Origin of the sequence: Sphingomonas faeni, from assembly GCF_023195535.1 — a bacterium.
In the GTDB taxonomy this organism is placed as follows: Bacteria; Pseudomonadota; Alphaproteobacteria; order Sphingomonadales; family Sphingomonadaceae; genus Sphingomonas; species Sphingomonas faeni_B.
In genome coordinates, this window is record NZ_JALPNF010000008.1 from 1 (window position 1) to 26976 (window position 26976).

The following is a 26976-nucleotide window of genomic DNA, read 5'->3' on the forward strand; positions in this document are numbered from 1 at the left end:
TGGGCGTGCGTTCGGGGCGGGTGGGGCGGGGATAAAGTCCCCCCCGCGGCGGCGGCTGTTGCCGGAGGGGGGCACACAGGGGCGGCGCGCCAAGAGGGGGAGGGAGTGGGGGGGGGGGGGGGCCCCCCCCCCCCCCCCCCCCCGGGGGGGGGGGGGGGGGGGGGGGGGGGGCCCCGCCACAAGCGCCCTCGCCCGGTACTGCCCCTCACCCCGACCCTCTCCCCGAAGGGGAGAGGGAGAAGGTCCCAGACATGCTGCATTTCGAACTCGTCACGCCAGAAAAGCTCGTCCGCTCGGAGGAGGTCTACATGGTCGTCGTTCCCGGCACCGAAGGCGATTTCGGCGTCCTCGAAGGCCATGCGCCCTTCATGTCGACGGTCCGCGACGGCGGCGTGCAGATCTTCCGCACGCAGAACGGCGCCCCCGAGGTCATCGCGATCAGGGGCGGTTTCGCCGAGGTCAACGCCAAGGGCCTGACCGTCCTCGCCGAACACGCCGGCGAGTAAGACTGTTTCCCCGCGAAGGCGGGGATCCAGACTGGGCATTCGCCTTCGCGGTTGAACAAACTTGGCTGGTGACGGACGCTGAACTAGCGCCCCCTTCAAACCGTCATCCCAGCGAAGGCTGGGATCTCCCCGTTCCGGACCGCAGCGCCCGCCTCGAGGATATCCCAGCTTTCGCTGGGATGACGGTCGTGGGAGGGGGCGCTCTTCGAAGAAATATGCGGGCAGAGGTCTACCGGCTTGCGAGCTTGCGTCGGGCAGCCGCGCGCCCCCAACCGTCATCCCAGCGCAAGCTGGGATCTCCCCGTTCCGGGTCGTGGCGCCCGCTCCGATGATATCCCAGCTTTCGCTGGGATGACGGTCGTGGGAGGGGGCGCTCTTCGAAGAAATATGCGGGCAGAGGTCTACCGGCTTGCGAGCTTGCGTCGAGCAGCCGCGCCCCCCAACCGTCATCCCAGCGCAAGCTGGGATCTCCCCATTCCGGGTCGCAGCACGCGCCCCAGTGATATCCCAACTTGCGCTGGGATGACGATCTGTGGGCGCCGCTACAAGAAATTATACGGGTCGACGTCGACCGTCACCCGAACCTTCGACGGCCAGTCCAGCTTACCCAACCACGCCCGGATGACATCCTGCACATCCAGCGCCCGCCGTGCGTGGACGAGCAGCCGATACCGGTGCCGCCCCCGCAACATCGCCAACGGCGCCGGCGCAGGCCCATACACGTGCATGCCCTCGACCTCGGGCGCACTCCGCCCCACCAGCTTGGCCGTATCATGCGCGCAACCCTGGTCCTCCGACGACACCACGATCGCAGCATACCTTCCGAACGGCGGCGCCCCCGCATCCTTCCGCGCATCCGTCTCCGCCGCATAGAACGCATCCGCATCACCAGTGATCAGCGCCTGCATCACCTGAGCCCCCGGACTATGGGTCTGAATGAACACATGGCCGGGTTTCTCGCCACGCCCGGCGCGGCCCGATACCTGCCGGATCTGCTGGAACGTGCGTTCCGCCGCTCGGAGGTCGCCGCCGTCTAGACCCAGATCCGCATCGACCACGCCGACCAGCGTCAGGTTCGGGAAGTGATACCCCTTCGTCACGAGCTGCGTACCGACGACGATGTCGATATCGCCCGCCTCCATCCGCCCGACAAACTCGGCCGCCTTGGCCGGCGACCAGATCGTGTCCGACGTGACCACGGCAGTTTTCGCCTCGGGGAACAGCGCCGTCACCTCGTCGGCGATCCGCTCCACGCCGGGCCCGCAGGCGACCAGCGTGTCCTCGCCCTTGCACTCCGGGCACACGCGCGGCGTCGGCTCCGCATGCCCGCAATGATGGCACGCAAGCCGCCGCGTCAGCCGGTGCTCGACCATCCACGCGGTACAGTTCGGGCATTGGAACCGATGCCCGCACGTCCGGCACAAGGTCAGCGGCGCATAGCCACGCCGGTTGAGGAACAGCAACGACTGCTCGCCCCGCTCCAGGGTCGCCTGCATCGCCTTCACGAGCCGCGGCGCGAGCCAGCGGCCACGCTCGGGCGGTTCCTTGATCAGGTCGATCGGCTCGATCGTCGGCATCTCCGCCGCGCCGAACCGACCGGGCAGCTTCAACTCCGCATACCGCCCGGTCACCACCTGTTGCCGCGTCTCGATCGCCGGCGTGGCAGACGCGAGGATTACCGGGCACCCCTCGAACTTGCCGCGCATCACCGCGACGTCGCGCGCATGATAATGCACGCCCTCTTCCTGCTTGAAGCTGGTCTCGTGCGCCTCGTCGACGACGATCAGCCCGAGATCGCGGTAGGGCAGGAACAACGCGGACCGCGCGCCTACCGTCACCAGCGCCTCGCCGCTCGCGATCGCGCGCCACGCCCTGCGCCGTTGGGTCGAGCGCAACCCCGAATGCCAGGCGATCGGCTCGCACCCGAACCGGTCGTGGAAGCGCTTGAGGAACGGCTCGGTCAGCGCGATCTCGGGTAGCAGCACCAAGGTCTGCCGCCCATCGCGGATCGCCTGCGCCACCGCCTCGAAATACACCTCGGTCTTGCCCGATCCCGTAACCCCGTCGAGCAACGTCGGGTGGAACGCGTGCTCCGCCACCCCCGCCACCAGAGCATCGGCCGCCGCCCGCTGGTCGTCGGACAGTGTCGGCTCATGATGCGAGGGATCGGGGACGGGGTAGGGGCTGTCCAGGCTGACCTCGACCGCCTCGATCGCACCGACCTTCACCAGCCCTCGGATCACCGCATCGCTGACGTCGGCGGTCGTCGCCAACTCGCGGATCAGGCCTTGGCGATCACCGATCCGCTCAAGCGCCTGCTCGCGCTGCGGCGTGAGGCGGGGCGGCACGACGCCGGTGGACCGGTACTCGACAGCGGTCCGCGCGCCCTCCAGCGCCGAGGTCGAGGCGAGCGTCATCCGCAACACCGATGCGGCCGGCGCGAGATAATAATCCGCGGTCCACTCGACCAGCCGCCGCAACGGTGCCCCCAAGGGCGGCACGTCGGCGACCGCGAGCAGGTTGCGCAACCGGTTGTCGCCGACCTCCGCATCCGACGGCATCCGCTCCGGCTCCCACACCACGCCGAGTAGTTGCCTTGGCCCCAGCGGCGCGACCACGATCGAGCCCGGCCCCACGTCCATGCCGGCCGGCACGCGGTAGTCGAGCGGCCCGAGGGCGGCGTTGAGGATCAGGACACGGGCGCGGGACGACATCGTGTCCGTATATGGGGCCGGATCGCTCCTGCGTGAACCGCTTTACGCGGCGCAGCACTTCACGCAACGCCGCTGCGCGCCTGCACTGCCCGCCCGCGTCGACCTCAGGCGGCGGTCTTCCGATCGCCACGCCGCCGCTCGCCGACCCGCTCGCGTTTGGCCTGATAGAGATTGGTATCGGCGCGGTGGACGAAATCGCGGATCGTATGGCAATCGTGATCGAGCATCGCGATCCCGACGGTACCGGCACTGATCATCGCCAGCCCCCCCATCGCGATCGGAAAGCGCAGCGCTTCCTCGAGCCGCCGACGGACGTGGCTCATCGACATCGCCAGCGCCGGATCGTCGACGATTACCGCAAACTCGTCCCCGCCGAGTCGTGCGGCGAAACTGCCCTTCAACCACGGCGCTTCGAGCACCCGCCCGACGCCGCGCAGCACGTCGTCGCCTGCGGTATGACCAAGCGTATCGTTGATCGCCTTGAACCCGTCGAGATCGACGAGCGCCAGCAACAACGGCGTGCCGTGTTCGTGCGCGCGCAGTATCGCGGCGTCCAGCGCACGATCGAACGCCGCCCGGTTGGCGATTCCGGTGAGCGAGTCGGTGTCGGCGGTCCGGCGCAGCGTCACTTCCAGCGCATGGCGTTCGGTGACGTCCTGGAACACGCCGACCAGCGCGGTCGGTGTGTCGCCGTCGCCCTCGCATTCGCCCATCACGCGGACGCGGCGCAGTTCGCCTTGTGCGGTCGTGAAATCGACCTCGATATCGAGCGATGCACCGGTCTCGACCGCGCGCGCCAGTCCGGCGCTGATCTCGGCACGGGCATGCGGGGGATAGAAATTCAACGCCGTCGCCATGGTCGGGCGCTCGGACATCGGCAGGCCATAGATGTGATAGACGCCGTCCGACCATTCGATATCGTCGTTGGCGAAATTCACGCGCCACGATCCGAACGCAGCCATCCGTTCCGCCTGGCGAAAGATCCGGTCCTGTCGCGTGAGCGCAGCGGCTTGGCGGTCTGCGATGGTGGCGATCGTTATCGCCTGACGCGCGGCGGCACGCGCCGCGATCGTCGTTTCGGCCAGCGTCGCCAGATGCTGCAACGCGCGCCGTCCGGCGTCGTTCAGGCTGCGGGGTGCGGTATCGACGATGCACAGCGCACCGATCGCATGTCGCTCGCCGGTGTCGTCGGTCGCGTGGATCGGCGCACCCGCGTAAAAGCGCAGGCCGTCCTGGGGAACGACCAGCGGGTTCGCGCCGAACCGCGGGTCGAGCGCCAGATCGTCGACGACCATCGGATCGCCGCCTTGGATCGTATGCGCGCACATGCCGACGTCGCGGGCGATCTCGCCCCGCGCACCCGTACTCGACGCCTTGATCCACAGTCGGTCGGTGTCGACCAGCGTCAACATGGCGGTCGGGCAACCGAGCATTTCTGCGGTCAGCGCAACCAGCGCATCGAATTCGCGCTCCGGCTCGCTATCGAGCAATGCGAGCGCATGAAGCGCGGCCAACCGCCGTGTTTCGTCCGCGAACATGTCGGCCATGGGCAGTGCTGGGGACATAATGTTTCTATTAAAGCGAGGGAGTTAATTTTCTTTGCCGGTTCGTGCGGATACTGTCCATCGGATGACCGTGACCGTTTCCTTGTCTGCCACCGATGCGTCGACATCCGATGATGTTGATCCTTACAACAGGCCGCCATCGATGCTCTGGAGCGAGCATCTCGCGCGGGATCGGCGTCGATCGGTGCATACGGTACGCGCCTATCGCGCGTCGGCCGAGCGGCTGACCGCGTTCCTGATCGGCCATTGGGGCGAGGCGATCGACCGCGCGGCGCTGGCGCGGGTCACGGCGACGGATCTTCGCGCATATCTGGCGCAGCGTCGCGAATCGGGACTCGGCAACGCCTCGGCGGCGCGCGAATTGTCGGCGGTGCGCGGGTTCCTCGCCTGGGCGAACGAAGGCGCCGAGCAACCGCGGATGCGCGGACCGCGCGTCAAGACGGGCGTGCCGCGGCCGATCTCGCCGACCGAAGCCGTCGCGCTGGCGGAGGAGGTGGCCGACGATGCCGCCGAGCCGTGGATCGGCGCGCGCAACTGGGCGGTCCTGATGCTGTTGTACGGCGCAGGTCTGCGGATCGGCGAGGCCCTGACGTTGCGGGGCGAAATCCTGCCGCTCGGCGAGACGATCCGGGTGACGGGCAAGCGCGCCAAGACCCGCGTGGTGCCGCTGTTGCCACAGGTGCGCGACGCGATCGACGCGTATGTCGCGCAGACACCTTGGCCGGCCTCGCGCGACGAACCGCTGTTTCGTGGTGCGAGGGGCGGGCCGCTGTCGCCGGTCATGATCCGTCGTGCGGTGCAAGCCGCGCGGACCCGGCTGGGACTGGGCGACCGGACGACGCCGCATGCGCTGCGCCACAGCTTCGCGACGCATCTGCTGGGGCGGGGGGCGGACCTCCGCGCGCTACAGGAGCTGCTCGGCCATGCCAGTCTCAGTTCGACGCAAGTCTATACGCAGGTCGACGCGGCGCATCTGATGGACGTGTACCGCAACGCGCATCCGCGAGCCTGAGATCAGGCGGAGCCCTTGGGCTTCCACGTGACGACGCGCCAGACATAGCCGATGATGATGACGACGAACGTCGCGACGGCGACCGGCCCGACATAGCGGTCGAGCTCCTCGAAATGCGAGCCGAGCAGGATGCCCGCATAGGCTAGTACGGTGTTCCAGATCGCACTGCCGGCCGCGGTCCAGATCACGAACTGCCAGATCGGCATGCGCGTCATGCCTGCGGGCAGCGAGATGACGGTGCGGAAGGTCGGCATGAACCGGAACACGAAGATCACCCAGCCGCCGCGCTTCACGAAGAAACGGTGGATCTTCTCGACGTCCGACCATTCCATCGTCAGCCAGCGCCCGTTGCGCTCGATAAACGGGCGGAAGCGTTCGTATCCGATGTTGCGGCCGATATAATACCAGAAGTAGTTGCCGACGACCGACCCTGCCGTGCCCCAGGCGATCAGCGGAACGACGGTCATGTCGCCGCGCGCGACCGCCATGCCACCAAGCCCCATGATCACTTCGGATGGTACCGGTGGCACGATATTCTCGAGCGCCATCAACAGGAAGATACCGAAATATCCGCCCCAGGCGATGAGATCGAGGATGAATTCGGTCATGGGTATGAGATACTGCCGGGACGCCGGATGGGTTCCGCGAGGCTTTTCATCATTGCACCACCCCGGCCCATCATTGCACCACCCCGGCGGAGGCCGGGGCCCAATTGGGGGACGGTTGTGACGGAGGACGGCGCTCCGTTACTGCGACCTTTCCAGTTGGGCCCCGGCCTCCGCCGGGGTGTTTTTGGAAAGGCTACCGCGCCGCGACCTTCGCCTCGATCGCATCCCAGATCATGCCCGCCACATCCGTCCCGTCGAACTTTCCGATCGCCACGATCCCCGTCGGCGACGTTACGTTGATCTCGGTCAGCCACCTGCCCCCGATCACATCGATCCCGACGAACAACAGCCCGCGCTTCTTGAGTTCCGGCCCGAGCACCGCGCAGATCTCGCGCTCCTTGTCGGTCAGCTCCGACTTCTCCGCCGAGCCACCGACCGCGAGGTTCGAACGGATCTCGCCTTCGCCCGGCAGGCGGTTGATCGCGCCCGCGACTTCGCCGTCGACCAGCACGATCCGCTTGTCGCCCTTCGCGACGTCGGGGAGGAACGCCTGCACCATGTGCGGCTCGCGCCACGTCATGTTGAAGACCTCCATCAGCGCCGACAGATTGGCGCCGTCCGACTCGACCTTGAAGATCGCCTTGCCGCCATTGCCGTGGAGCGGCTTGATGACGATCGCGCCGTGCTCGGCGAGGAACTTCCGCGCCTCGTCGAGCGAGCGGGTGACCAAAGTCGGCGGCATGAACTGCGGGTAGTCGAGCACGAACACCTTCTCGGGCGCATTCCGCACCTGCGCAGGATCGTTCACGACCAGCGTCCTGTCGGCGATCCGCTCGAGCAGGTGCGTCGCGGTGATGTAGCCGAGATCGAACGGCGGATCCTGGCGCATCAACACGACATCGGCCTCGTCGCCGAGGTCGAGGTTTACCGGTTCGCCGACGCTGAAATGATCTCCGACGACGCGCTGCACGGTTACCGGATGCGCCTTCGCCCAGACCCGGCCGTCACGGTAGTTCAGATCCTCGGCCGAATAATGGAAGAGCGTATGACCACGATCCTGCGCGGACAACATCAGCGCGAAGGTTGAATCGCCGGCGATGTTGATGCTGTCGAGCGGGTCCATCTGGACGGCGACGGTGAGGCTCATTCTCGCATTCCTTCCATGCACCCCGCTTTGGCCGTCACCCCAGCGGAAGCTGGGGTCTCCCAGTTACGGAGAGACCACAGCTTCCGCTGGGGTGACGGGCTGGGATGGTTCGGATCGGGACTTAGGAAGGCGGGCGGGATTTGTCACCCACGCTCGCCTGATCCCCGCCCGATCCCGTCACCCTATCCCGCCTCCGATCCACGCATTCTCGATATGCCGCGGACGCGTACCCGGCGCGAGCAGGATCACGTCCACCCGGATATCGTCGCCCGGCCCCGCATAGCGCGGCATCAGATATTCCGCCGCCGCCGCCACGCGCGCGAGCCGGCGCTCGTCGATCGCGAAGTCGAGTTCGGCCGCGGTCGCGCGCGTCTTGACCTCGACGAATGCGATCAGGTTACCTTTGCGCGCAACGAGATCGACTTCGCCCGCCGGAGTGCGGACGCGGCGATCGAGGATTCTCCAGCCTTTGAGACGCAACCACCACCCGGCCAATCGCTCGCCGCGACGCCCGGCGGCTTCCGCAACCTGTCGGTCAATCGTGTTCCCCTTCCGCTTGCGGGAGGGGCCAGGGGAGGGCGGGGGCGGCACGTCCGTGACATGCCCTGGCCCAACCCCTCCCGCAAGCGGGAGGGGAGATCAGGCCTTCGGCTTCAATTCCAGCGCCCGCGCGTAAAGCGCCTTCCGGTCGAGCCCGAGCTTCTTCGCCACCTCACTCGCGGCCTGCCCGGTCGACAGTCGCGTCAGCGCCTCGACCAGCGCAACATCGCCGTCCTCCGCGCTCGCAGGAGGCGCTTCACCCGGCGGTGCGACGACGATCACGATTTCCCCCCGCGGCGGCGCGTCCGCATAGCGCTCGGCCAAAGTCGACAGCGTCCCCGTCACCGCCTCCTCGAACTTCTTGCTGATCTCGCGCGTCACCGCCGCCTCGCGGTCGCCGAGCCCTTCCAGCAGCGCCGCGAGACACGCCCCCAACCGCGGCCCCGACTCGTACATCACCAAAGTTGCGCGAATGGTGGCTACCTCCGCGATAGCCTCCGCCCGCGCGTGCAGCTTCGACGGCAGGAACCCGACGAACAGGAACCGGTCGGTCGGCAATCCCGCCAGCGTCAGCGCCGCCACCGCCGCGCACGGCCCTGGAATCGTCACCACCAGATGCCCCGCCGCGCGCGCATCACGCACCAGCTTGAAGCCTGGATCCGAGATCAACGGCGTCCCCGCATCCGACACCAAAGCCACCGCCTGCGTCGCCATCCGCGCGATCAATGCCGGTCGCACACCCTCCGCGCTGTGATCGTGATACGGCACCATCGGCGTCTTCGTGCCGATGTGGCGGAGCAAGCCGGCGGTCACGCGGCTGTCCTCCACCGCGATCACGTCAGCCCGGCGGAGGATGTCGGCGGCGCGCGGCGACAGATCGCCAAGATTGCCGATCGGGGTCGCGACGATGTAGAGGCCGGGATCGAGAAGAGATTCAGGGTTCATGGGGATGGTCATGGCAGACGCGACGACGATAGGGCAACCGGGACGGCACCGCGCATTCGGCCGGTGGGTGGCACTCGGTGCGGCGTGCCTGCTTGGCGCATGTCAGACGATCGTCCCGCGCGGACCGGTCGAGCCGTCGCAGCAGCGCCCGACCACGCGTCCGGTCGAGCGTCCCGACATCGGCGTCGAGACCGGCATCCCGCGCGATGCCGAGCGTAACCGCGTCGCGCTGCTCGTACCGCTGTCGGGCAGCAACGCCGGCGTCGGCACCTCGATCGCCAACGCGACGATGCTAGCGCTGCTCGATACGCAGAACCAGCGCGTCCGGATCACCAACTACGACACCGCGACCGGTGCCGCCGCCGCCGCCCAGCGCGCGATCGCGGAAGGCGCGCAGCTGATCCTGGGCCCGTTGCTCGCCGACGACGTCCGCGCCGTCGCACCGATCGCGCGCGCCGCGAACATCCCGGTGCTCAGCTTCTCCAACGATCTCGGCGTGGCGGGCAACGGCGCCTACCTGATGGGCTATGTCCCGACCCAGTCGATCGCGCGCGTCGTCGATTTCGCCAAGGAGCGCGGCGTCAGCAATTTCGCCGGCCTCGTCCCCAACGGCCTGTACGGCGAGCGCGCCTCGACCGCGTTCCTCCGCGCGGTCGAAGGCGCGGGTGGCCAGGTCGTCTCGCTCCAGACCTACGCGCGCGGTCCCGGCGGCATTTCGGGCGCGGTCACGCGGTTGGCGGCAAAGGCCCCCTATGACGCGGTGCTGATCGCCGACGGTGGCGCCACCGCAGCCTCGGCGGCAGCGATGGTCAAGCGCGGCGGCGGTGCGTCGACGCGTATCCTCGGCACCGAACTCTGGAATTCCGACACCAGCATCGCCGCCAAGCCCGCACTGTCCGGCGCCTGGTACGCCAGCGTCTCGGACACGCTGTACCGCCAATACGCCGCCAAATACCGCGCACGCTTCGGCGCCGGGCCATACCGCCTGTCGAGCCTCGGCTATGATTCGGTCCTGCTGACGGTCCGCATCGCGCGCGACTGGAAGCCCGGCACGCCGTTCCCGGTCAACCGCCTGCGCGACGGCGATGGCTTCGCCGGCATCGACGGTGCGTTCCGCTTCGGCCGCGACAACGTCGCCGAGCGCGCGCTGGAAGTGAAGGAAATCCGCGGTGGCACGACCACCGTGGTCTCGCCCGCGCCTACCGGCTTCGGGAAATAACTTTCGGGTTCTGAGGCTGCAGCAACGCCAGATTGGCTTCGGCAGCCCGGGCCAGATTGGCTTCGTCAGCTTGGACCGGGTCGGCGGTTATCCCGATCGGACATGCAAAGCGTGTTTCCCCGCGAAGGCGGGGACCAGTCTGGGCTCCCGCCTTCACCGGGAGAACAAGGCGGCGGGAGTTGCTAGGTCCTCGGCTTCAAACTGGACGGCGGTCTATCCTAGAGGTGCTTCATTCGCTCGCGGGATGATGCACCATCCTGATCAACTGCCCTTGCGGCCGATCTTCTCGACCCGCGCGACGACCTCTTCGCGCACGGCTTCGGGCACGAACTTGGCGATGTTGCCGCCGTACAACGCGATTTCCTTGACCAGCCGGCTCGCGATCGGCTGCAACGCGACATCGGCCATCAGGAACACCGTTTCGACGCGCGGATTGATCTGCTGGTTCATCCCCGCCATCTGATACTCATATTCGAAATCGGCGACCGCGCGCAGGCCCCGGACGATCACCTTCGCCCCCTGCCGCTCGGCAAAGTCCATCAGCAGCGAATCGAACTCGACGACTTCGATATCGCCGCCGATCCCCGCGACCTCGCGCCGCACCGTTGCCATCCGCTCCTCGATCGTGAACATCGGCGACTTCGACGGATTGGTCGTCACCCCGATCACCAGCCGGTCGACCAGCTTCGCGCCGCGTCGGATGATATCCATATGGCCCAACGTGACCGGATCGAACGTGCCTGGATAGACACCAATGCGTGCGGCCATGTTGAACTCCCGGTTATACGCTCAGCGGTCGCGTTCGAGCACGAAGCGCGCGATGTCGCGCAACAGATCGGCTTCCTTGCCATAGCTATGCAGGTGCGCGATCGCTTGGTCGACCAGCATCCGCGCCTGTTCGCGCGCGCGCTCGGGCCCGAGCAGCGACAGGAACGTCTCCTTGCCCGCGACCTCGTCCTTGCGCAGCGACTTGCCGACGACCGCCTCGTCGCCCTCTGCATCGAGCAGGTCGTCGGCGATCTGGAACGCAAGCCCCAGGTCATGCGCATAGCCGCGCAGACCAACCCGGCCCTCCGGCGGCAACCGCCCGAGGATCGCGCCGGCCTCGACCGACGCCGAGATCAGCGCCCCCGTCTTCATCTGCTGGAGCCGCGTAACGGTGTTCAGGTCGAAGCGCGTGCTTTCCGCCTCGATATCCATCTTCTGCCCGCCCGCCATGCCGTTCGGGCCGGCTGCGCGCGCGAGGTCGGTCACCAGCTCGATCCGCACGAACGGATCGGGGTGCGTCGCCGGATCGGCGAGGATCTCGAACGCCAGCGCATGCAGGCAATCGCCCGCCAGGATCGCGGTCGCCTCGTCGAACACCTTGTGGACGGTCGGCTTGCCGCGCCGCATGTCGTCATTGTCCATCGACGGCAGGTCGTCATGGATCAGCGAATAGACGTGGATCGCCTCCAGTGCAGTCGCTGCCCGCGCCGAACATTCGTGCGCGACGTCGAACAGATTGGCGGTCGCGAACACGAGCAGCGGGCGCAACCGCTTGCCGCCGCCGATCGCGGCATGCCGCATCGCCCGGTACAGGTCGCCGCGCGGATCGTGGGGGATCGTCAGCAGCTGGTCGAACTGCCGGTCGATCTCGGCCGCGACGTCGGCAAGGGCGGCATCCAGCGTGACGGGCATCTGGCTCACCGCGTCAGCCCGCCGCGAACGGGCGGACGCCCGCGGGCTTGCCGTCGCCATCGAGCCGGATCGCCTCGATCCGCGCCTGCGCCGCATCGAGCCGGTCGGCGCAACGCTGGCGCAGCTTGTTGCCGCGCTCGTACAGCTCGATCGCCTGCTGGAGCGGCGTATCGCCACTCTCCAGCTTCCCGACGATAAGCTCGAGTTCCTTCAGTGCATCCTCGAACGCGAGGTCTTCGATCGGCGTGTCCATGTCCGTCGCTATGGCGCAGGCACGCGATGGGGGTCAAGGACGTGGCGGCGGGGTTCTGACGGGTTCGGCGGCGTTCAGCGCAGCCGGTTCACGGTCCAGGTGTAGAGCACCGAAACGCCGACCAGCCCGAAATCGACCGCCGCCTGGATCCGGTGCGGCGACGGATCGCGCGAATCATGCGTGACCAGCTGCAGATCGACGGTCGGATGCCGCACGGCCACGACAGCCAGCGCGATCAGCCCCGCGACCACCAGTGTTCCCTTACGATCCCGCATCCTGTGTCCCCCCGGCAACGCGGCCGATCATGTCGCAATTCGTCCTTGCCGACAAGTCGAGTGGCGGTCCGGCGCCGATGCACCCGGCCGCCGCGTCCCCCTTCTCGCCCAATACCGCCCCGGCATCGCCGATCCCCAGGCGGGCGCGCACGAAAAAGCCCGCCGCCGGATCGCTCCGACGGCGGGCTCTTCGCTTCGATCACAACCCGAAGTTACTTCGCGTCGACAGTCTCGACCTTGCCCTTCTTCTTGGGCTTCTTCGGCGCGGCCGGCTCGATCGCGAACGACAGCGCGCCGTCCTTCATCTTCACCGTCACCTCGCCGCCGTGGACCAGCTTGCCGAACAACAGTTCCTCGGCAAGCGGCTGCTTGATCTTCTCCTGGATCAGGCGACCCATCGGCCGTGCGCCGTACAGCTTGTCATAGCCCTTGGTCGTCAGCCACGCCTTCGACTCGTCGTCGAGCAGGATGTGCACGCCGCGGTCCGCCAGCTGGAGTTCGAGCTGGAGGATGAACTTGTCCACGACCCGCGCCACGACTTCGGTCGGCAGGTACCCGAACGGCACCACCGCATCGAGACGGTTGCGGAATTCCGGCGTGAACATCTTGGTCACCGCCACCTCGTCCTCGCCCTCACGCGTCAGGTTGCCGAAGCCGACCGTCTCGCGCGCCATGTCGCTGGCGCCCGCATTGGTCGTCATGATCAGGATGACGTTGCGGAAATCGACCGACTTGCCGTGCTGGTCGGTCAGCCGCCCGTTATCCATCACCTGCAACAGGATGTTGAACAGGTCCGGATGCGCCTTCTCGATCTCGTCGAGCAACAGGACGCAGTGCGGGTTCTGGTCGATCGCATCGGTCAGCAGACCGCCCTGGTCGAACCCGACATAGCCCGGGGGCGCACCGATCAGACGGCTGACCGAGTGGCGCTCCATATATTCGGACATGTCGAACCGCTGGAGCGGAATGCCGAGGATCGTCGACAGCTGCTTGGCCACCTCGGTCTTGCCGACACCGGTAGGCCCGGTGAACAGATAGTTGCCGATCGGCTTCTCCGGCTCGCGCAGACCTGCCCGCGCCAGCTTGATCGCCGACGCCAGCTTCTCGATCGCCGCATTCTGCCCGAACACCACGCGCTTGAGATCGGTCTCGAGCGTAGCCAGCGCCAGCTTGTCGTCGGTCGAGACCGACTTCGGCGGGATCCGTGCCATCGTCGCGATGACCATCTCGATCTCCTTCGGGGTGATCGTCTTCTTGCGCTTGTTCGGTGGCACCAGCATCTGCATCGCGCCGACCTCGTCGATCACGTCGATCGCCTTGTCCGGCAGCTTGCGGTCGTTGATGTACCGCGCCGACAGCTCGACCGCCGACTTGATCGCATCGGGCGTGTACTTGACGTTGTGGTGATCCTCGAACGCCGAGCGCAGCCCCGCGAGGATCTTGATGGTGTCCTCGATCGTCGGCTCGTTCACGTCGATCTTCTGGAAGCGCCGCAGCAACGCGCGGTCCTTCTCGAAGTGATTGCGGAACTCCTTGTACGTGGTCGAGCCGATGCACCGGATCGTACCGCCGCTAAGCGCCGGCTTGAGCAGGTTAGACGCATCCATCGCCCCGCCGCTGGTTGCGCCGGCACCAATGACGGTGTGGATCTCGTCGATGAACAGTACGGCATCGGGGAGCTTCTCAAGCTCATTCACGACCGCCTTCAGCCGCTCCTCGAAATCACCGCGGTACCGCGTACCCGCCAGCAACGCGCCCATGTCGAGCGAGTAGATGATCGCCGGCAACAGCACGTCGGGCACGTCGCCCTCGACGATCTTGCGCGCCAGGCCTTCCGCGATCGCGGTCTTCCCCACGCCCGGATCGCCCACATAGAGCGGGTTGTTCTTCGACCGGCGGCACAGGATCTGGATCGTGCGATCCACCTCCGGCCCGCGCCCGATCAGGGGATCGACCTTGCCGGCCTTCGCCTTCTCGTTGAGGTCGACCGTGAATTGCTTGAGCGCGCTTTCCGTCTTGCCCTTCTCCTGTCCCTTGGCCGGCTTCTCGTCGTCCGCACCCTTTGGCGTGGATGCTTCGGTCGCCTGCTGCCCGCCCTTGCCGACACCGTGGCTGATGAAGCTGACCGCATCGAGGCGGCTCATGTCCTGCTGCTGCAGGAAATACACCGCATAGCTCTCGCGCTCGCTGAACAGGGCGACGAGTACGTTGGCACCCGTCACTTCGTCGCGGCCCGAGGACTGGACGTGGAGGATCGCGCGCTGGACGACGCGCTGGAACCCGCTGGTGGGCGAGGGATCGGTCGCCGCATCGACCTTCAGCGCATCGAGTTCGCTGTCGAGGTAATGCGCGACGGTATTTTTCAGTTCGCCGATCTCGACGTTGCACGCGGTCATGACCTTCGACGCGTGTTCGTCGTCGATCAGCGCGAGCAGCAGATGCTCCAGCGTCGCATATTCGTGGCGCCGGGACGACGCCGCCTCGAGCGCCTTGTGCAGCGTGGTCTCGAGGGCGGGTGCAAATGATGGCATTTACAATACTCCTGTCGGGCCGCGAGCACGCGAGCCCTTTGACGCTATGTCGGAACTGATATCGGTCGCATCAAGCACTTGAACCGTGGCCCGACCGTTCCTGCGTCGGTTAAAGATCACGCGGCGCTGCTCCCTTGCCCCGTCATCCTGGGCTCGACCCAGGATCCAGGGCCAGGATCGCCCACGCTTCTGGCTCTGGATCCCAGCGTTCTCTGGGATGACGGCGGGATGGGGCCATGCGGCAATGGTCGATGGAACAGTGCCGGTCGATGCCGTGGCAGCGAACACAGGCACCGCCGCGCCGATCACCGCCTGAACAGGTCGTCGGCGATGGCGCGATGACTGACGGCGCGGTCTTTCTTGACCTGGCATCGCGCGATCTCGCCCTGCAGCACGGTGATCCGCGCATCGAGTTCGGCGACCGACAACGGATCGAGGTCCTGCCGCACCAGTGCGTCAAGCAGATCGTCGGGACGGGAGGGGGCGTCTTCCAGGTCCATCGTGCCTGCAACGTTGACCCGCACCCGAGTGATGTCAATAAGGCCGGCACATCAAAAGGGACGTGACGAGCCGATGACCGCGATACCCGAAAACCAATCCAGTAACTTACGTGTACCTGACGTCATGAAGGCGATCGATCCAGAACAGCCCGGCGGTCCCGAAGTGCTGGTGCTCGTCGATCGTCCCGTCCCGCAGCCGGGGCCGGGCGAGGTGCTCGTCAAGGTCGCCGCGGCCGGGGTCAATCGCCCCGAGGTCATGCAGCGCCAGGGCAAGTATCCGCCCCCGCCGGGTGCGCCCTCGATCCTCGGCATGGAAATCTCCGGCACGATCGTCGCGGTCGGCGACGACGTCGGCGACGAACAGATCGGTCAGTCGGTCTGCGCGCTGATCTCGGGCGGGGCCTATGCGGAATATGCCGTCGCACCTTTCGGCCAGTGCCTGCCCGTCCCCGAGGCGCTGGCGATGGTCGAGGCCGCGGCGATGCCCGAAACGCTCTTCACCGTCTGGACCAATTTGTTCGAACGCGCCTACGCCACCGAGGGCGACACCGTCCTCGTCCACGGCGGCACCAGCGGCATCGGCACGATGGCGATCGGGCTGTGCAATCTATTCGGCATCGACATCATCGTCACCGCCGGTTCGAAGGCCAAGTGCGAAGCCGCGCTCAGCCTCGGCGCGACCCACGCGATCGACTACAAGACGGAAGATTTCGTTGAGCGCGTGAAGCAGATCACCGGCGGCAAGGGCGTCGCCGCGGTGCTCGACATGGTCGGCGGCGACTATGTACCCCGCAACCTGCAATGCCTGGCGGAGGACGGCCGCCACGTCTCGATCGCGGTCCAGGGCGGCATGATCGCAACGGTCCCCCTGTTCGAGATCATGCGCCGCCGCCTGACGCTGACCGGCTCGACGCTTCGCCCCCGCGACACCGCATTCAAGTCGCTGGTCGCCGACGAACTGGCGCGCACCGTCTGGCCGCACGTCGAGGCCGGCAAGCTGAAGCCGGTCATCGACCGCGTCTTCGCGTTCGCCGATGCCCCCGCCGCCCATACTCGCATGGAAGCCGGCGACCACGTCGGCAAGATCGTCCTGACGATGGGCTGAGGGGAGCACTCGCCCCCTCCGTCACCGGTTGGAGCACGATAGCCAGTAGCATCGGTGAGGGGGGGGCCACCAGTCGCGTCGGTGATGGAGCAGGACACCCGTCCCAATCCCGTCACCCCAGCGAAAGCTGGGGTATCCCCGTTTGACGGATAACGGTCACCCCAAGCTCACCACCACCCTGGCGAAGGCCGGGGCCCAATCGGGAACGCCGAGCAACGACCCGCAGTCCTCCGTTACTGCGACCTTTCCAATTGGGCCCGGGCCTCCGCCCCCGGGGGGGCGTAGGAAAGCGCCGACCCAGCCAATTTTGTTCTCCCGCGAGGGCGGGAGCCCGGTCTGGATCCCCGCCTTCGCGGGAACACAAGCTGCCTTCGCAAACCAAACGGCCCAATCCTCCCCCGCCAGGGGGAGGTGGCTGGCACTTGCCAGACGGAGGGGGAGGGAAGGGTAACTACCGTTCCGTGTCCTCCCCCTCCGCCGCCTTACGGCGCCACCTCCCCCTGGCAGGGGAGGATTGCAGCAGGCTACCCCATTCCCGCGCCTACCCCTTAGTTGCTGTCCGAACCGTCATCGTCATCCCCGCCGCTCGTCGCGAGCAGCACGCCGACCACCAGCGCGGCCAGGATGCCGATATTGACATAGGTCGCGGTCGGACCCTCGGCGAGCGCGCTCTTGCCCGTCGTCGTCGTCCCCGCACGCGCCTTCGCCACCGACAGCGACGACGCGCCATTCGCCGCGGATACCATCGTCGGTGCGACCATCATCGCCGCGCCCGCAACCGCCACCGCAACATTCCTGAAACCAGACTTCACGATATTTTCTCCCTGCAACATCGCCGCATAGGTTCAGCTTCGCCCCGATTCGTCAACGCGTTTGCGCGCAGTTGCAGCAACGTTTTTCACTGACTTCTAACAGTCACCGGACTGCGACTACCCTGTCACAATACTCGGCTAATACTCGCGGCGAGGGATACCTTGCCGGGGGACAGGCTCATGAACGCCGTTACGACGTTTCCGCCATCTAGCGTCTTGGGCGCCGACATCACCGATATCGCCGATTTCATCCACTCCCGGCCCGCCGCGCCCGAGCCGATCGTCGAGCGCCGGCAATATCGCACGATCTGGATCTCCGACGTCCATCTCGGCACGCGCGGCTGCAACGCCGGCATGCTCAACGACTTCCTCGATCACGTCGACAGCGAGACGATGTATCTCGTCGGCGACATGATCGACGGCTGGCGGCTGAAGAAGAAATTCTACTGGCCCGCCGCGCACAACGACGTCCTCTGGCGCCTGCTGAAGCGCGCCAAGCGCGGCACCCGCGTCGTCTACATCCCCGGCAATCACGACGAGGTGTTCCGGCAATATTCGGGGCTCGACTTCGGCGGCATCTCGATCCGGCGGAAAGCGATCCACGAGACCGCCGACGGTCGCCGCCTGTTGGTGCTCCACGGCGACGAGTTCGACGCGATCACGCTCGCGCACCGCTGGGTCGCGCATATCGGCGACGCGGCCTATACGATGCTGATGGGCCTCAACCGCTGGGTCAACGGCGTGCGCCGCCGGATGGGCATGCCCTATTGGTCGCTGTCGAAGCACGCCAAGGCCAAGGTCAAGAACGCGGTCGCCTTCATCTCGCACTTCGAGGAAGTCGTCGCCCACGCCGCCGGCGTCCGCGGCGTCGAAGGCGTCGTCTGCGGCCACATCCACACCGCCGAGATGCGCGAGATCGCTGGCATCGCCTATTACAACGACGGCGACTGGGTCGAGGGCTGCACCGCGCTGGTCGAGCATTTCGACGGCCGCATGGAGCTGCTCCACTGGGCCGACGAAATCGCCGCGCGCGAGCGAGACAAAATCGTCACCCTAGCCGCCTGACCCAAAACCCTCTCCTCAGCGGGGAGAGGGAAAGACGCGAAGCGGCGAGGGTGAGGGCAAGTCCACCGCACTAAACAAAAAGCGTGCCGTCACCCTCCCACCGCAAGCGCGGCGGGCCCTCCCTCTCCCGATGGGAGAGGGGCAAAACGGAGAAGACAGATGCGTATCGCAATCGTCACGGACGCCTGGAGCCCGCAAGTCAACGGCGTCGTCCGCACCCTCCAGTCGGTCCAGCGCGAACTCGAATCGATCGGCCACCAGGTCATGGTCGTCTCGCCCGAGCGCTTCGCCTCGATGCCATGCCCGACCTACCCCGAGATCCGCCTCGCCTTCGCCCGCTCCGGCGCCGTCGGCCGCATGCTTGCCGCGTTCGGGCCGGACGCGATCCACCTCGCCACCGAGGGGCCGGTCTGCCTCGCCGCCCGCAACTGGTGCCTCGCCCGCGCGCTGCCGTTCACCAGCGCCTATCACACGCAATTCCCCGACTATATCGCCGCCCGCACCGGCGCGAACCCCGACTGGATCTGGCGCTACATCCGCTGGTTCCACCGCCCCGCGCAGTCGATCCTCGTCTCCACCCCCTCGGTCGCCGCGACGCTCGCCGCCCAGGGCCTGAATCAGGTCCGCGAATGGGGCAGGGGCGTCGACTTCGCGCAGTTCGGCCTCGACGGCGCGCGCGACCCGGACATGGCGGCGCTCCCCGGTCCGATCCAGCTCTATGTCGGCAGGGTCGCGGTCGAGAAGAACATCGAAGCGTTCCTGTCCTCCTCGCATTCCGGCACCAAGATCGTGGTCGGCGAAGGCCCCGCCCGCGCCGCGCTCGCCCGCCGCTTCCCGGACGCTGTTTTCCTGGGCCAACGCTCCGGCCTCGATCTAGCCGCCGCCTATCGCACCGCCGACGTCCTCGTCTTTCCCAGCCGCACCGACACCTTCGGCCTCGTCATGATCGAGGCGCTGGCGTGCGGCACGCCGGTCGCCGCCTATCCCGTCACCGGCCCGATCGACGTCCTCGACGACCGCGTCGGCGCGATGCACGAAGACCTCGACACCGCGATCGCCACCGCGCTCACGCGCGACAGCGTCACCTGCGCCGCCTATGCCGCGCGCTACAGCTGGCCGGCCAGCGCCCGCCAGTTCCTCCACGCGCTCGTCCCGCTGGAAAGGAAGCTGTTAGCCGCCTGAGCTTGCGTGCTTGCCTGTTGCCACCGCGCGCACTAAGTCTCTCTCATGTCAGGCCGCTCCGAAAGGGGCGGCCCTTTCTATTTTTACGGAGTTTCCGCCGTGGCCCAGCCGCTCATGCCCCACGCGACCGCCGCCTGGATGGTCGACAATACCGCGCTCAGCTTCGAGCAGATCGCGGACTTCTGCGGCCTGCACATCCTCGAGATCCAGGCGATCGCCGACGACACGACGTCGACCAAGCTGACCGGTCGCGATCCCGTCCGCGCACACGAAGTGACGCAGGAAGAGATCGACAAGGGTGCCGCCGATCCCGACTACCAGCTCAAGATGATCAAGGGCCCCGAGCAGGTCCGCCGCACCAAGGGCCCGCGCTACACGCCGGTCTCGAAGCGCCAGGACAAGCCCGACGGCATCTCGTGGATCATCCGCAACCACCCGGAGATCACCGACGGCGCGATCTCGCTGCTGATCGGCACGACCCGCACGACGATCGCCGCGATCCGCGACCGCAGCCACTGGAACATCGCCAACATCACGCCGAAGGACCCGGTCACGCTCGGCCTGACCTCGCAGCGCGAGTTGGATGCAGCCGTGGCGAAGGCGGCCAAGGCAGCCGGCATGGAAGCGCCGACCGACACGCGCCTCGAAGGCGACCGCGAAGTGCTCCTCCAGCAGCTCCGCGCCGAGCGCACCCAGGCGGCAGCCGACGCGCAGTTCGTGGCAGACGGCGGCGTGTTGCCCGTCAAGCCGCTCTTCGACGACCCCTTCAAGCGCTGACCGCACGTCCCCTCCCGCAAGCGGGAGGGGACAGGGGTGGGCGCACGCTCACCTCAAACGATACGTCGAGTGAGCGCGGTAAGGCCCACGTGCCGCGCAGATGGACAAGCGCAAACCCCTCCTCCGTCATCCTGACGAAAGTCAGGATCCAGAGCCAAAAATGTCGCCCTACGTTATCCTGAATCCTGACTTTCGTCAGGATGACGGGGAGCGCGCAACGCCCGCCAGCACTATCTCCCGCCACATCCAGTTGCTAACCGCAACCGATGGCAACCGCACCCGACACCGATTTCGCGCCGACCAGCCACAAGGGCCTGACCTACCCCTTCGGCGGCGCCGAGCCCGAAGTCGGTGACGTCTTCGAGGTCGCCCCCGGCATAGACTGGGTCCGCCTCAAAATTCCCGGCCCCCTCAAACACGTAAACTGCTGGCTGCTAGCCGACACCGACGGCGACGCGCTGATCGACACCGGTATGAACACCGCCGAGGCCCGCGACGCCTGGAAAGCCATCTTCAACGGCCTCAAGTCCGGCGTCCGCATCACGAAAATGATCGGCACCCACTTCCACCCCGACCATATCGGCCTCGCCGGCTGGATGTGCGATCACCATGCCGCCCCCCTCATTATGACCCGAGCCGAATGGCTGACCGCGCGCATGCTCGCCGCCGACGCCCGCGACTCGGTCCCACACGAGATGCTCGCCTTCTGGCGCGGCGCAGGCTGGGGCCCGGACCAGATCGACCATGCCACCGCCAAGGGCTGGGCCGGCTTCCGGAAAATCATCACCCCGCTCCCACTCAGCTACACCCGCATCGAAGACGGCGACACGCTCACCATCGGCGCGCGCGACTGGCGGATCGTCACCGGTTCCGGCCACTGTCCCGAACATGCGTGCCTGTACGACGAAGCCGGCGGCATTCTGATCGCCGGCGATCAGGTCCTCCCGCGCATCAGCCCCAACGTCTCGCTAGGCGTCACCGAACCGAACGCCGACCCGCTGGGCGAATGGTTCGCCTCGATCGCCAAGCTCAAGACGCTGCCAGCCGACCTGCTCGTCCTCCCCGGCCACGGCGACCCGTTCACCGGCCTCCACACGCGACTAGACGCGATGGACCGCGAACACCGCGAGCGACTCGACGAACTCGAAGTCTTCCTCGCCGAACCCCGTCGCGCGGTTGACTGTTTCGGCCGCCTGTTCCGCCGCGCGATCGGACAGGACGTGCTCGGCATGGCGACCGGCGAGGCACTCGCGCACCTCCGCCGCCTCGAAGTCGAAGGCCGAGCGACCCGCGACACGCACGATGGCGTATGGTGGTGGCGCGCAGCCTGAGTTAGCATGCGGCCAAATTCAAGAGGATAGCCCCATGTGCGACGAGCATACCGCAGACGATAACGAAGCGTATCTGGCCGGCGTCTCGCGCCGCCAGTTCGGCGTGATGACCGGCGCGATCGGCCTGACGATGCTGCTGCCCGCCCCAGCGAACGCCGCCGTCATCAAGGGCCGCGACGTCGCGATCACCACGCCCGACGGCAAGGCCGACGCCTATTTCGTCGCGCCCGCCACCGGCAAGCACCCCGGCGTGCTGATCTGGCCCGACATCATGGGTCTGCGCCCCGCCTTCCGCCAGATGGCCGACCGCCTCGCGCAATCGGGCTATGCGGTGCTCGTCGTCAACCAGTTCTACCGCTCGACCAAGGCACCGTTCCTCGCGCCCGGCGAGTCGTACGACCAGCCCGCCGTCCGCGCCCGCATCGCCCCCTTCCGCGAAGCGCTAACGTCCGAAGGCACGGTGCGTGATGCGAAGGCCTTCACCGCCTTCATCGACGCGCAACCGCAGACCGACCGAAAGCGCGGGCTGGCGACCACCGGCTATTGCATGGGTGGCCCGATGGTGATGCGCACCGCCGCAGCCGTCCCCAACCGGATCCGCGCCGGCGCGACCTTCCACGGCGGTGGCTTCGTCACCGACACGCCCGACAGCCCGCACCGCCTGATCCCGCAGATGAAGGGCCGATACCTCATCGCGATCGCCGCCAACGACGACGCGCGATCGCCCACCGAAAAGGACACGCTCCGCACCGCCTTCGCCGCCGCCAAACTCCCCGCCGAGATCGAGGTCTACGCCGGCACGATGCACGGCTGGTGTCCGCCCGACTCGAAGGTCTACAACGCAGCCCAGGCGGACAAGGCCTGGGCCCGCATGCTCGCGCTGTTCGACAAGGCGCTGGTGTGAGGCTCCCGCCGATCTTCCCCGTCACCCCGGACTAGTTCCGGGTTCCACGGTCCCGCATATTCTCAGGCCAACGCGTATGCGGAGCGGTGGATGCCGGAACGAGCCCGGCATGACGGGAGGAGAGGGTAGTGTCTGATGCCCGCAGCCAGCCGCTTGACCATGCCAACTGTCCATGAGACCATCGTTCACGATCCGTTCTCAAGGAGAGTCACATGACCCTGACCCTGTACACCAACCCGATGTCGCGAGGCCGGATCGCGCGGTGGATGCTCGAAGAGGTCGACGCCGAGTATGAGACCGTCGTCCTCGACTACGACACGACGATGAAGGCCGAGCCGTATCTGTCGATCAACCCGATGGCCAAGGTCCCGGCGATCGTCCACAACCACAAGACCGTCACCGAGTGCGCCGCGATCTGCGCGTACCTCGCCGACACGTTCCCCGACGCCGATCTCGCCCCCCGCGACGAAGAACGCGCCGATTACTATCGCTGGCTCTTCTACGCCGCCGGCCCGGTCGAAGCCGCGACCGGCAACCGCGCGCTCGGCGTCGTGCCCGATGCCGCGCAGCAACGGATGATCGGCTATGGCAGCTTCGATCGCGTGATCGACGTGCTCGAACAGGCTGTGGCAGCGCACCCGTACATAGCCGGCGACCGCTTCACCGCCGCCGACGTCTATGTCGGATCGCAGGTCATCTGGGGCATGCAGTTCGGCTGGCTGCCGAAGCGCAAAGCGTTCGCGGACTATGCCGCGCGCCTGATCGAACGCCCGGCGTACCTGCGCGCCGCAGCACTGGACGACGCCCTGATCGCAGTCGCCGCGTAGGAGCGAGCGCGTGACCAACCAACCAAACCCGTCATCCTGACGAAAGTCAGGACCCAGGATACCAGGAGCTAGCCTCCATGGCTCTGGGTCCTGACTTTCGTCAGGATGACGGCGGGGGTTGGAACGACTGGAGTGGGTGAAAATCCACTTTCTACTATAGGCGGCCGGGCCTGTGGACTCGCTGCGTGGTGGGCGGGTACCTCGCGTACAGCTAACGACGATCCTCCCCCGCCAGGGGGAGGTGGCGCCAAAGGCGACGGAGGGGGAGGACACGGAGCAGAGGTCGGCGCTTACCGCCCCCTTCGTCAGGCTGCGCCTGCCACCTCCCCCTGGCGGGGGAGGATCGTTCGGGGCCAGCACCTCAGCTTACCGATACGTTTTAAAACCGAGTCGCCATCGAAGAGCGACTTACGAAAATGCAAACCGCCGGAGTAGACGCTACAGATTAGCGATCAGGCCGCCCATTTCGCCAGCCAGTCGGCCAGCGCCTGCGGCCCCATCGATCGCGCATCCGCCAGTTCGGTCTCATGCCCAGCGTTCAGCAGCTTGTTGCTCCGCGGATCGACCACCAGCACCGCCGGCACGCCCTTGAGCCGCCCCTTGATACCGTAACCCGCCGCGATCTGCCCGTTCTTGTCGAAGCGGCCGATGTCGACCGTCACGACCACGAACTTGCTGTCGACGAAACGCTTCATCTCCGGGAGGTCGATCGTCCCCGCGAGCAGGCGGCAGTCGAGGCACCAATTGCCGCCGAGATCGATCAGCAACCGCTTGTGCGTCTTCAGCGCGCGCGCACGCGCAGCCGCAACCTGCGCATTGGCGTTCGCCGACTCGTTATACGGCAGCGGCAAGGGCTGCGGCAGCTTGTCGAAGCTCGTCGTGTTCACGTGCGGCGCCACGACTTTCGCGCGGGGCGCGGCGGGAGCGGCCACCGCGGTTACGAGCAAGGCAAGCGCGGCGAGACGGCGCATCGACATCATTCATATCCTCCGATCACGGCATTCAGGAAGCTCGGAAATGGTCCGTTCCAGCCATCCGCCGGCGTATCGGCGACCGGTTGGCGCCGACCACCGGTTGGATCCGCAGGAATGCGCTCCGTCCGTGGCGGCTCGACCTTTGCCGCCTCCGTACGAACAGGTTGCGAGCGAACCGGTTCCGACCGCACTGGCTCAGACCGAACGGGCGCCGCGCGAACCGGTTCGACATATGCCGGTTCGACCTGCACCGGCTCGACCCGGGCCGGCTCCGCCACGCGCGGCTTCACCGCGGGCACGGGCTCGTCGATCGGCGTCCGCTCCCAGCGCGGACGCTTGGCCGCCGCAACCGGCTCGGCCGCAGCCAGCACTTCGGCGACGATCGCCGGGGCCACCGTATCCGCCCGCGGCACCCGCCGCGTACGGGGCCGATCCGACTCCTCGGCAACCGCCGCCGCAACCGGCACCGGCGTAAACGTCTCGGACCGAGCCCCACGACGCGGTCGTCGACCGCGCGGCGCCGTGCCCTCGTCTTCAGTCACGGCAGGAACCGCAGCAGCCTTAGGCTCGGCACCCTTCAAGCGCTCGATCGTCTGCCCGGTCAGCTTCTCGATATTGACGATATTCTCGGAATCGTCGGGCGCGACGAACGTATACGCCGTCCCCGTCGCCCCGGCGCGACCCGTCCGCCCGATCCGGTGGACGTAATCGTCCGGATGCCATGGTGCGTCATAGTTGAACACCGTCGACACGCCCTTGATGTCGAGCCCGCGCGCCGCGACGTCCGACGCAACGAGGATCGTCACCGCGCCGGTCTTGAACAGCTCCAGCTCGGCCAGCCGCTGCGGCTGCTCCATGTCGCCGTGGATCTCGCCCGACTTGTAGCCCGCCTGCTTCAGCACCTTGTTCAGGTCGCGCACCGTCGTCTTGCGGTTGCAGAAGATGATCGCGTTGGTCACCTCCTCCTGCGCGAGGATGCGGCGCAGCGTGTCGCGCTTGGCGGTCTGGCTCGCCACCGGCACCAGATACTGCTTGATGTTGAGGTTGGTCGACGCCGGGCGCGACACCTCGATCGTCTTGGGATTGGTCAGGAACTTGTCCGCCAGCTTCTTGATCGGCGGCGGCATCGTCGCCGAGAACAGCAAGGTCTGGCGCTGCTTCGGCAGCTTGGTGCAGATTTCCTCGATGTCGGGGATGAAGCCCATGTCGAGCATCCGGTCCGCCTCGTCGATCACCAGCATCGAACAGCCGTTGAGCATGATCTTGCCGCGCCCGAACAGGTCCATCAGTCGGCCCGGCGTCGCGATCAGGACGTCGACGCCCTTCTCCAGCGCGGCGAGCTGGTCGCCCATCGACACGCCGCCGATCAGCAACGCCATCGAGAGGTTCGAATTGACGCCGTATTTCTCGAAATTCTCCGCCACCTGCGCGGCGAGTTCGCGCGTCGGCTCGAGGATCAGCGAGCGTGGCATCCGCGCGCGGCTGCGGCCATGCGCGAGAATGTCGATCATCGGCAGCACGAACGACGCGGTCTTGCCGGTGCCCGTCTGGGCGATACCGATGATGTCGCGCATCATCAGCACCGACGGGATCGCGCCGGCCTGGATCGGGGTCGGCTCGGTGTAGCCGGAGTCGGTGACTGCCTTCAGCAGTTCGTCGGAGAGGCCGAGGTCGGCAAAACTCATGCAAATGTCCGGTAAATGGAGGGTGAAATGCACTGCCCTCAAGCCTTCCGGCGCTCGCCGATTTAGCGCCAAATGTCAAGGAAACGCGGTGAATGGAGGATGGAGAGGCACCGGTGGCCGGCGCACTTCCGCAAACGCCCCGTCATCCTGACGAAAGTCGGGATCCAGAGCCAAGCAGCGTACCGTCGGTTACTCTGGATTCTGACTTTCGTCAGGATGACGGAACGGGTGACCTTGCATCCGCCAAGCGCGTTAGCGGCCCGACCCCGCTACTTCTTCGCCCGCAAGCTCTTGAACCCGTCGATCTCGCAGCGCGCACCCGAGCGCATGCGGATCGCGTCGCGGTCCTTGCAGATCAGGCCGTCGGGCCCCGGCCTCAGATAGAATCCCGAATAATAATCGAGCGGCCTGCAGTCGCCGTCGAGCCGCGCGCGCAGCCGCGTCGTATCGTCCATCACCAGGTCGACCGCGCCCTCCTTGTTCAGCATCGCGCCGGCAATTTCGGAAACCGCGATGCATTTGGGGCCCTTATGCTCCTTCCACTCCCGAGGCGGCGAGAAGGTCCGCGCTGGCGCCCGGCTCATCCGGGGCACGCGGATGATGACGCGCTGGTGGATCGAGATCTGCGCGACCTGCAGGCCGTCCAGCGCGAACCGAGGCTGGGGGACATCGCGCCCGCTCGCAGAAAAGGGGGCCGCGACGAAGGGGCCCGCGAGCGCGAGGAGGGTGGCGGGAATCGCGGGATGGATCATGTTGACGTAACCGTTAGGGCCAATCGTTGAACGCGCGATGAATTTTGTCTAGCGCTGCTCGCGTGGT

Annotated in this window: 27 protein-coding genes; 10 read left to right on the forward strand and 17 right to left on the reverse strand. The window is 66.9% G+C overall.

Annotation, left to right across the window (positions count from 1 at the left end):
• The first annotated feature begins 251 nt into the window (after positions 1–251).
• Positions 252–506: an ATP synthase F1 subunit epsilon gene (locus SPHN_RS14225; protein WP_248524389.1), complete on the forward strand. Its 255-nt coding sequence runs from the start codon at positions 252–254 to the stop codon at positions 504–506.
• 542 nt (positions 507–1048) lie between these two features.
• Here SPHN_RS14225 and SPHN_RS14230 read toward each other — a convergent pair.
• Both SPHN_RS14230 and SPHN_RS14235 read right to left on the reverse strand, forming a co-directional pair.
• Positions 1049–3220: a primosomal protein N' gene (locus SPHN_RS14230; RefSeq protein WP_248524390.1), complete on the reverse strand. Its 2172-nt coding sequence runs from the start codon at positions 3218–3220 to the stop codon at positions 1049–1051.
• Between the two features lie 104 nt (positions 3221–3324).
• Entirely contained in the window at positions 3325–4767 is a 1443-nt protein-coding gene (locus SPHN_RS14235) for a diguanylate cyclase domain-containing protein (protein WP_248524391.1), read from the reverse strand.
• 160 nt (positions 4768–4927) lie between these two features.
• On the opposite strand from SPHN_RS14235, the gene SPHN_RS14240 reads away from it, so the two are divergent.
• A complete protein-coding gene (locus SPHN_RS14240; RefSeq protein WP_248524392.1) occupies positions 4928–5797 on the forward strand; it encodes a tyrosine recombinase XerC in 870 nt (289 codons plus the stop codon).
• 2 nt (positions 5798–5799) lie between these two features.
• Here SPHN_RS14240 and SPHN_RS14245 read toward each other — a convergent pair whose 3' ends face one another.
• The 4 genes from SPHN_RS14245 to rsmI all read right to left on the reverse strand — a co-directional run bounded on the left by SPHN_RS14245 (position 5800) and on the right by rsmI (position 9037).
• On the reverse strand, positions 5800–6405 hold the full coding sequence (locus SPHN_RS14245) for a DedA family protein (protein ID WP_248524393.1): 606 nt from the start codon (positions 6403–6405) through the stop codon (positions 5800–5802).
• A 193-nt stretch (positions 6406–6598) separates the two neighbouring features.
• Positions 6599–7552, reverse strand: a complete 954-nt coding sequence (gene gshB, locus SPHN_RS14250) for a glutathione synthase (protein WP_248524394.1) — start codon at positions 7550–7552, stop codon at positions 6599–6601.
• A gap of 177 nt (positions 7553–7729) precedes the next feature.
• Positions 7730–8092 (reverse strand): YraN family protein, encoded by a 363-nt coding sequence (locus SPHN_RS14255; protein WP_248524511.1) that lies wholly within the window; start codon positions 8090–8092, stop codon positions 7730–7732.
• Positions 8093–8191: 99 nt separating this feature from the next.
• The gene (gene rsmI / locus SPHN_RS14260; RefSeq protein ID WP_248524395.1) at positions 8192–9037 is read right to left on the reverse strand and encodes a 16S rRNA (cytidine(1402)-2'-O)-methyltransferase; all 846 of its coding nucleotides are present in this window, start codon (positions 9035–9037) and stop codon (positions 8192–8194) included.
• Between the two features lie 10 nt (positions 9038–9047).
• Here rsmI and SPHN_RS14265 point away from each other — a divergent pair, with 10 nt between their 5' ends.
• Positions 9048–10256: a penicillin-binding protein activator gene (locus SPHN_RS14265; RefSeq protein ID WP_248524396.1), complete on the forward strand. Its 1209-nt coding sequence runs from the start codon at positions 9048–9050 to the stop codon at positions 10254–10256.
• A 261-nt stretch (positions 10257–10517) separates the two neighbouring features.
• Here the strand turns inward: SPHN_RS14265 and coaD are convergent, their stop codons facing one another.
• From coaD to SPHN_RS14300, 7 genes are all read right to left on the reverse strand, one after another.
• The gene (gene coaD, locus SPHN_RS14270; RefSeq protein WP_248524397.1) at positions 10518–11024 is read right to left on the reverse strand and encodes a pantetheine-phosphate adenylyltransferase; all 507 of its coding nucleotides are present in this window, start codon (positions 11022–11024) and stop codon (positions 10518–10520) included.
• 21 nt (positions 11025–11045) lie between these two features.
• Entirely contained in the window at positions 11046–11936 is an 891-nt protein-coding gene (locus SPHN_RS14275; RefSeq protein ID WP_248524512.1) for a polyprenyl synthetase family protein, read from the reverse strand.
• 13 nt (positions 11937–11949) lie between these two features.
• Positions 11950–12189: an exodeoxyribonuclease VII small subunit gene (locus SPHN_RS14280; RefSeq protein WP_056060585.1), complete on the reverse strand. Its 240-nt coding sequence runs from the start codon at positions 12187–12189 to the stop codon at positions 11950–11952.
• A 74-nt stretch (positions 12190–12263) separates the two neighbouring features.
• The gene (locus tag SPHN_RS14285) at positions 12264–12464 is read right to left on the reverse strand and encodes a hypothetical protein (protein WP_248524398.1); all 201 of its coding nucleotides are present in this window, start codon (positions 12462–12464) and stop codon (positions 12264–12266) included.
• Positions 12451–12615 carry a hypothetical protein gene (locus SPHN_RS14290; protein ID WP_248524399.1) on the reverse strand — a complete coding sequence of 55 codons (165 nt, stop codon included), beginning with the start codon at positions 12613–12615 and terminating at the stop codon, positions 12451–12453. Before SPHN_RS14290 ends, SPHN_RS14285 begins: the two co-directional genes overlap by 14 nt.
• Before the next feature lie 61 nt (positions 12616–12676).
• On the reverse strand, positions 12677–14995 hold the full coding sequence (gene clpA, locus SPHN_RS14295; RefSeq protein WP_248524400.1) for an ATP-dependent Clp protease ATP-binding subunit ClpA: 2319 nt from the start codon (positions 14993–14995) through the stop codon (positions 12677–12679).
• 305 nt (positions 14996–15300) lie between these two features.
• Complete coding sequence (locus SPHN_RS14300; RefSeq protein WP_176501302.1) at positions 15301–15495, reverse strand: DUF1192 domain-containing protein; 195 nt, start codon at positions 15493–15495, stop codon at positions 15301–15303.
• 124 nt (positions 15496–15619) lie between these two features.
• Between SPHN_RS14300 and SPHN_RS14305 the strand changes: the two genes are divergently transcribed.
• On the forward strand, positions 15620–16600 hold the full coding sequence (locus SPHN_RS14305) for an NAD(P)H-quinone oxidoreductase (protein ID WP_248524401.1): 981 nt from the start codon (positions 15620–15622) through the stop codon (positions 16598–16600).
• 548 nt (positions 16601–17148) lie between these two features.
• On the opposite strand, the gene SPHN_RS14310 is transcribed toward SPHN_RS14305, so the two are convergent.
• The gene (locus tag SPHN_RS14310) at positions 17149–17412 is read right to left on the reverse strand and encodes a hypothetical protein (RefSeq protein ID WP_248524402.1); all 264 of its coding nucleotides are present in this window, start codon (positions 17410–17412) and stop codon (positions 17149–17151) included.
• A gap of 180 nt (positions 17413–17592) precedes the next feature.
• Here SPHN_RS14310 and SPHN_RS14315 point away from each other — a divergent pair, with 180 nt between their 5' ends.
• The 6 genes from SPHN_RS14315 to SPHN_RS14340 all read left to right on the forward strand — a co-directional run bounded on the left by SPHN_RS14315 (position 17593) and on the right by SPHN_RS14340 (position 23498).
• Positions 17593–18477, forward strand: coding sequence for a UDP-2,3-diacylglucosamine diphosphatase (locus tag SPHN_RS14315; protein ID WP_248524403.1), 885 nt, complete (start codon positions 17593–17595; stop codon positions 18475–18477).
• A gap of 159 nt (positions 18478–18636) precedes the next feature.
• On the forward strand, positions 18637–19659 hold the full coding sequence (locus SPHN_RS14320; protein WP_248524404.1) for a glycosyltransferase family 4 protein: 1023 nt from the start codon (positions 18637–18639) through the stop codon (positions 19657–19659).
• Positions 19660–19758: 99 nt separating this feature from the next.
• On the forward strand, positions 19759–20436 hold the full coding sequence (locus SPHN_RS14325) for a DUF1013 domain-containing protein (RefSeq protein ID WP_056484483.1): 678 nt from the start codon (positions 19759–19761) through the stop codon (positions 20434–20436).
• A gap of 266 nt (positions 20437–20702) precedes the next feature.
• Complete coding sequence (locus SPHN_RS14330) at positions 20703–21767, forward strand: MBL fold metallo-hydrolase (RefSeq protein WP_248524405.1); 1065 nt, start codon at positions 20703–20705, stop codon at positions 21765–21767.
• A gap of 34 nt (positions 21768–21801) precedes the next feature.
• The gene (locus SPHN_RS14335) at positions 21802–22671 is read left to right on the forward strand and encodes a dienelactone hydrolase family protein (protein WP_248524406.1); all 870 of its coding nucleotides are present in this window, start codon (positions 21802–21804) and stop codon (positions 22669–22671) included.
• Between the two features lie 212 nt (positions 22672–22883).
• Positions 22884–23498 (forward strand): glutathione S-transferase family protein, encoded by a 615-nt coding sequence (locus SPHN_RS14340; RefSeq protein ID WP_248524407.1) that lies wholly within the window; start codon positions 22884–22886, stop codon positions 23496–23498.
• A gap of 452 nt (positions 23499–23950) precedes the next feature.
• On the opposite strand, the gene SPHN_RS14345 is transcribed toward SPHN_RS14340, so the two are convergent.
• The 3 genes from SPHN_RS14345 to SPHN_RS14355 form a co-directional block, all read right to left on the reverse strand.
• Positions 23951–24469, reverse strand: coding sequence for a thioredoxin family protein (locus SPHN_RS14345; protein ID WP_248524513.1), 519 nt, complete (start codon positions 24467–24469; stop codon positions 23951–23953).
• 5 nt (positions 24470–24474) lie between these two features.
• Positions 24475–26157 (reverse strand): DEAD/DEAH box helicase, encoded by a 1683-nt coding sequence (locus tag SPHN_RS14350; RefSeq protein ID WP_248524408.1) that lies wholly within the window; start codon positions 26155–26157, stop codon positions 24475–24477.
• 269 nt (positions 26158–26426) lie between these two features.
• Entirely contained in the window at positions 26427–26909 is a 483-nt protein-coding gene (locus SPHN_RS14355; RefSeq protein WP_248524409.1) for a hypothetical protein, read from the reverse strand.
• Positions 26910–26976 lie beyond the last annotated feature (67 nt).

Excerpts from the sequence above, each read along its gene's own strand:
- SPHN_RS14240 (WP_248524392.1), top strand. The coding sequence starts at position 4,928 with ATGCTCTGGAGCGAGCATCTCGCGCGGGATCGGCGTCGATCGGTGCAT.
- SPHN_RS14300 (WP_176501302.1), bottom strand. The coding sequence starts at position 15,495 with ATGGACCTGGAAGACGCCCCCTCCCGTCCCGACGATCTGCTTGACGCA.
- SPHN_RS14265 (WP_248524396.1), top strand. The coding sequence starts at position 9,048 with ATGGCAGACGCGACGACGATAGGGCAACCGGGACGGCACCGCGCATTC.
- SPHN_RS14280 (WP_056060585.1), bottom strand. The coding sequence starts at position 12,189 with ATGGACACGCCGATCGAAGACCTCGCGTTCGAGGATGCACTGAAGGAA.
- SPHN_RS14275 (WP_248524512.1), bottom strand. The coding sequence starts at position 11,936 with ATGCCCGTCACGCTGGATGCCGCCCTTGCCGACGTCGCGGCCGAGATC.
- SPHN_RS14345 (WP_248524513.1), bottom strand. The coding sequence starts at position 24,469 with ATGCGCCGTCTCGCCGCGCTTGCCTTGCTCGTAACCGCGGTGGCCGCT.
- SPHN_RS14350 (WP_248524408.1), bottom strand. The coding sequence starts at position 26,157 with ATGAGTTTTGCCGACCTCGGCCTCTCCGACGAACTGCTGAAGGCAGTC.
- SPHN_RS14305 (WP_248524401.1), top strand. The coding sequence starts at position 15,620 with ATGAAGGCGATCGATCCAGAACAGCCCGGCGGTCCCGAAGTGCTGGTG.
- SPHN_RS14230 (WP_248524390.1), bottom strand. The coding sequence starts at position 3,220 with ATGTCGTCCCGCGCCCGTGTCCTGATCCTCAACGCCGCCCTCGGGCCG.
- SPHN_RS14320 (WP_248524404.1), top strand. The coding sequence starts at position 18,637 with ATGCGTATCGCAATCGTCACGGACGCCTGGAGCCCGCAAGTCAACGGC.
- SPHN_RS14315 (WP_248524403.1), top strand. The coding sequence starts at position 17,593 with ATGAACGCCGTTACGACGTTTCCGCCATCTAGCGTCTTGGGCGCCGAC.
- gshB (WP_248524394.1), bottom strand. The coding sequence starts at position 7,552 with ATGAGCCTCACCGTCGCCGTCCAGATGGACCCGCTCGACAGCATCAAC.
- SPHN_RS14335 (WP_248524406.1), top strand. The coding sequence starts at position 21,802 with ATGTGCGACGAGCATACCGCAGACGATAACGAAGCGTATCTGGCCGGC.
- rsmI (WP_248524395.1), bottom strand. The coding sequence starts at position 9,037 with ATGAACCCTGAATCTCTTCTCGATCCCGGCCTCTACATCGTCGCGACC.
- SPHN_RS14225 (WP_248524389.1), top strand. The coding sequence starts at position 252 with ATGCTGCATTTCGAACTCGTCACGCCAGAAAAGCTCGTCCGCTCGGAG.
- SPHN_RS14340 (WP_248524407.1), top strand. The coding sequence starts at position 22,884 with ATGACCCTGACCCTGTACACCAACCCGATGTCGCGAGGCCGGATCGCG.
- SPHN_RS14285 (WP_248524398.1), bottom strand. The coding sequence starts at position 12,464 with ATGCGGGATCGTAAGGGAACACTGGTGGTCGCGGGGCTGATCGCGCTG.
- coaD (WP_248524397.1), bottom strand. The coding sequence starts at position 11,024 with ATGGCCGCACGCATTGGTGTCTATCCAGGCACGTTCGATCCGGTCACG.
- SPHN_RS14330 (WP_248524405.1), top strand. The coding sequence starts at position 20,703 with ATGGCAACCGCACCCGACACCGATTTCGCGCCGACCAGCCACAAGGGC.
- SPHN_RS14245 (WP_248524393.1), bottom strand. The coding sequence starts at position 6,405 with ATGACCGAATTCATCCTCGATCTCATCGCCTGGGGCGGATATTTCGGT.
- SPHN_RS14235 (WP_248524391.1), bottom strand. The coding sequence starts at position 4,767 with ATGGCCGACATGTTCGCGGACGAAACACGGCGGTTGGCCGCGCTTCAT.
- SPHN_RS14355 (WP_248524409.1), bottom strand. The coding sequence starts at position 26,909 with ATGATCCATCCCGCGATTCCCGCCACCCTCCTCGCGCTCGCGGGCCCC.
- clpA (WP_248524400.1), bottom strand. The coding sequence starts at position 14,995 with ATGCCATCATTTGCACCCGCCCTCGAGACCACGCTGCACAAGGCGCTC.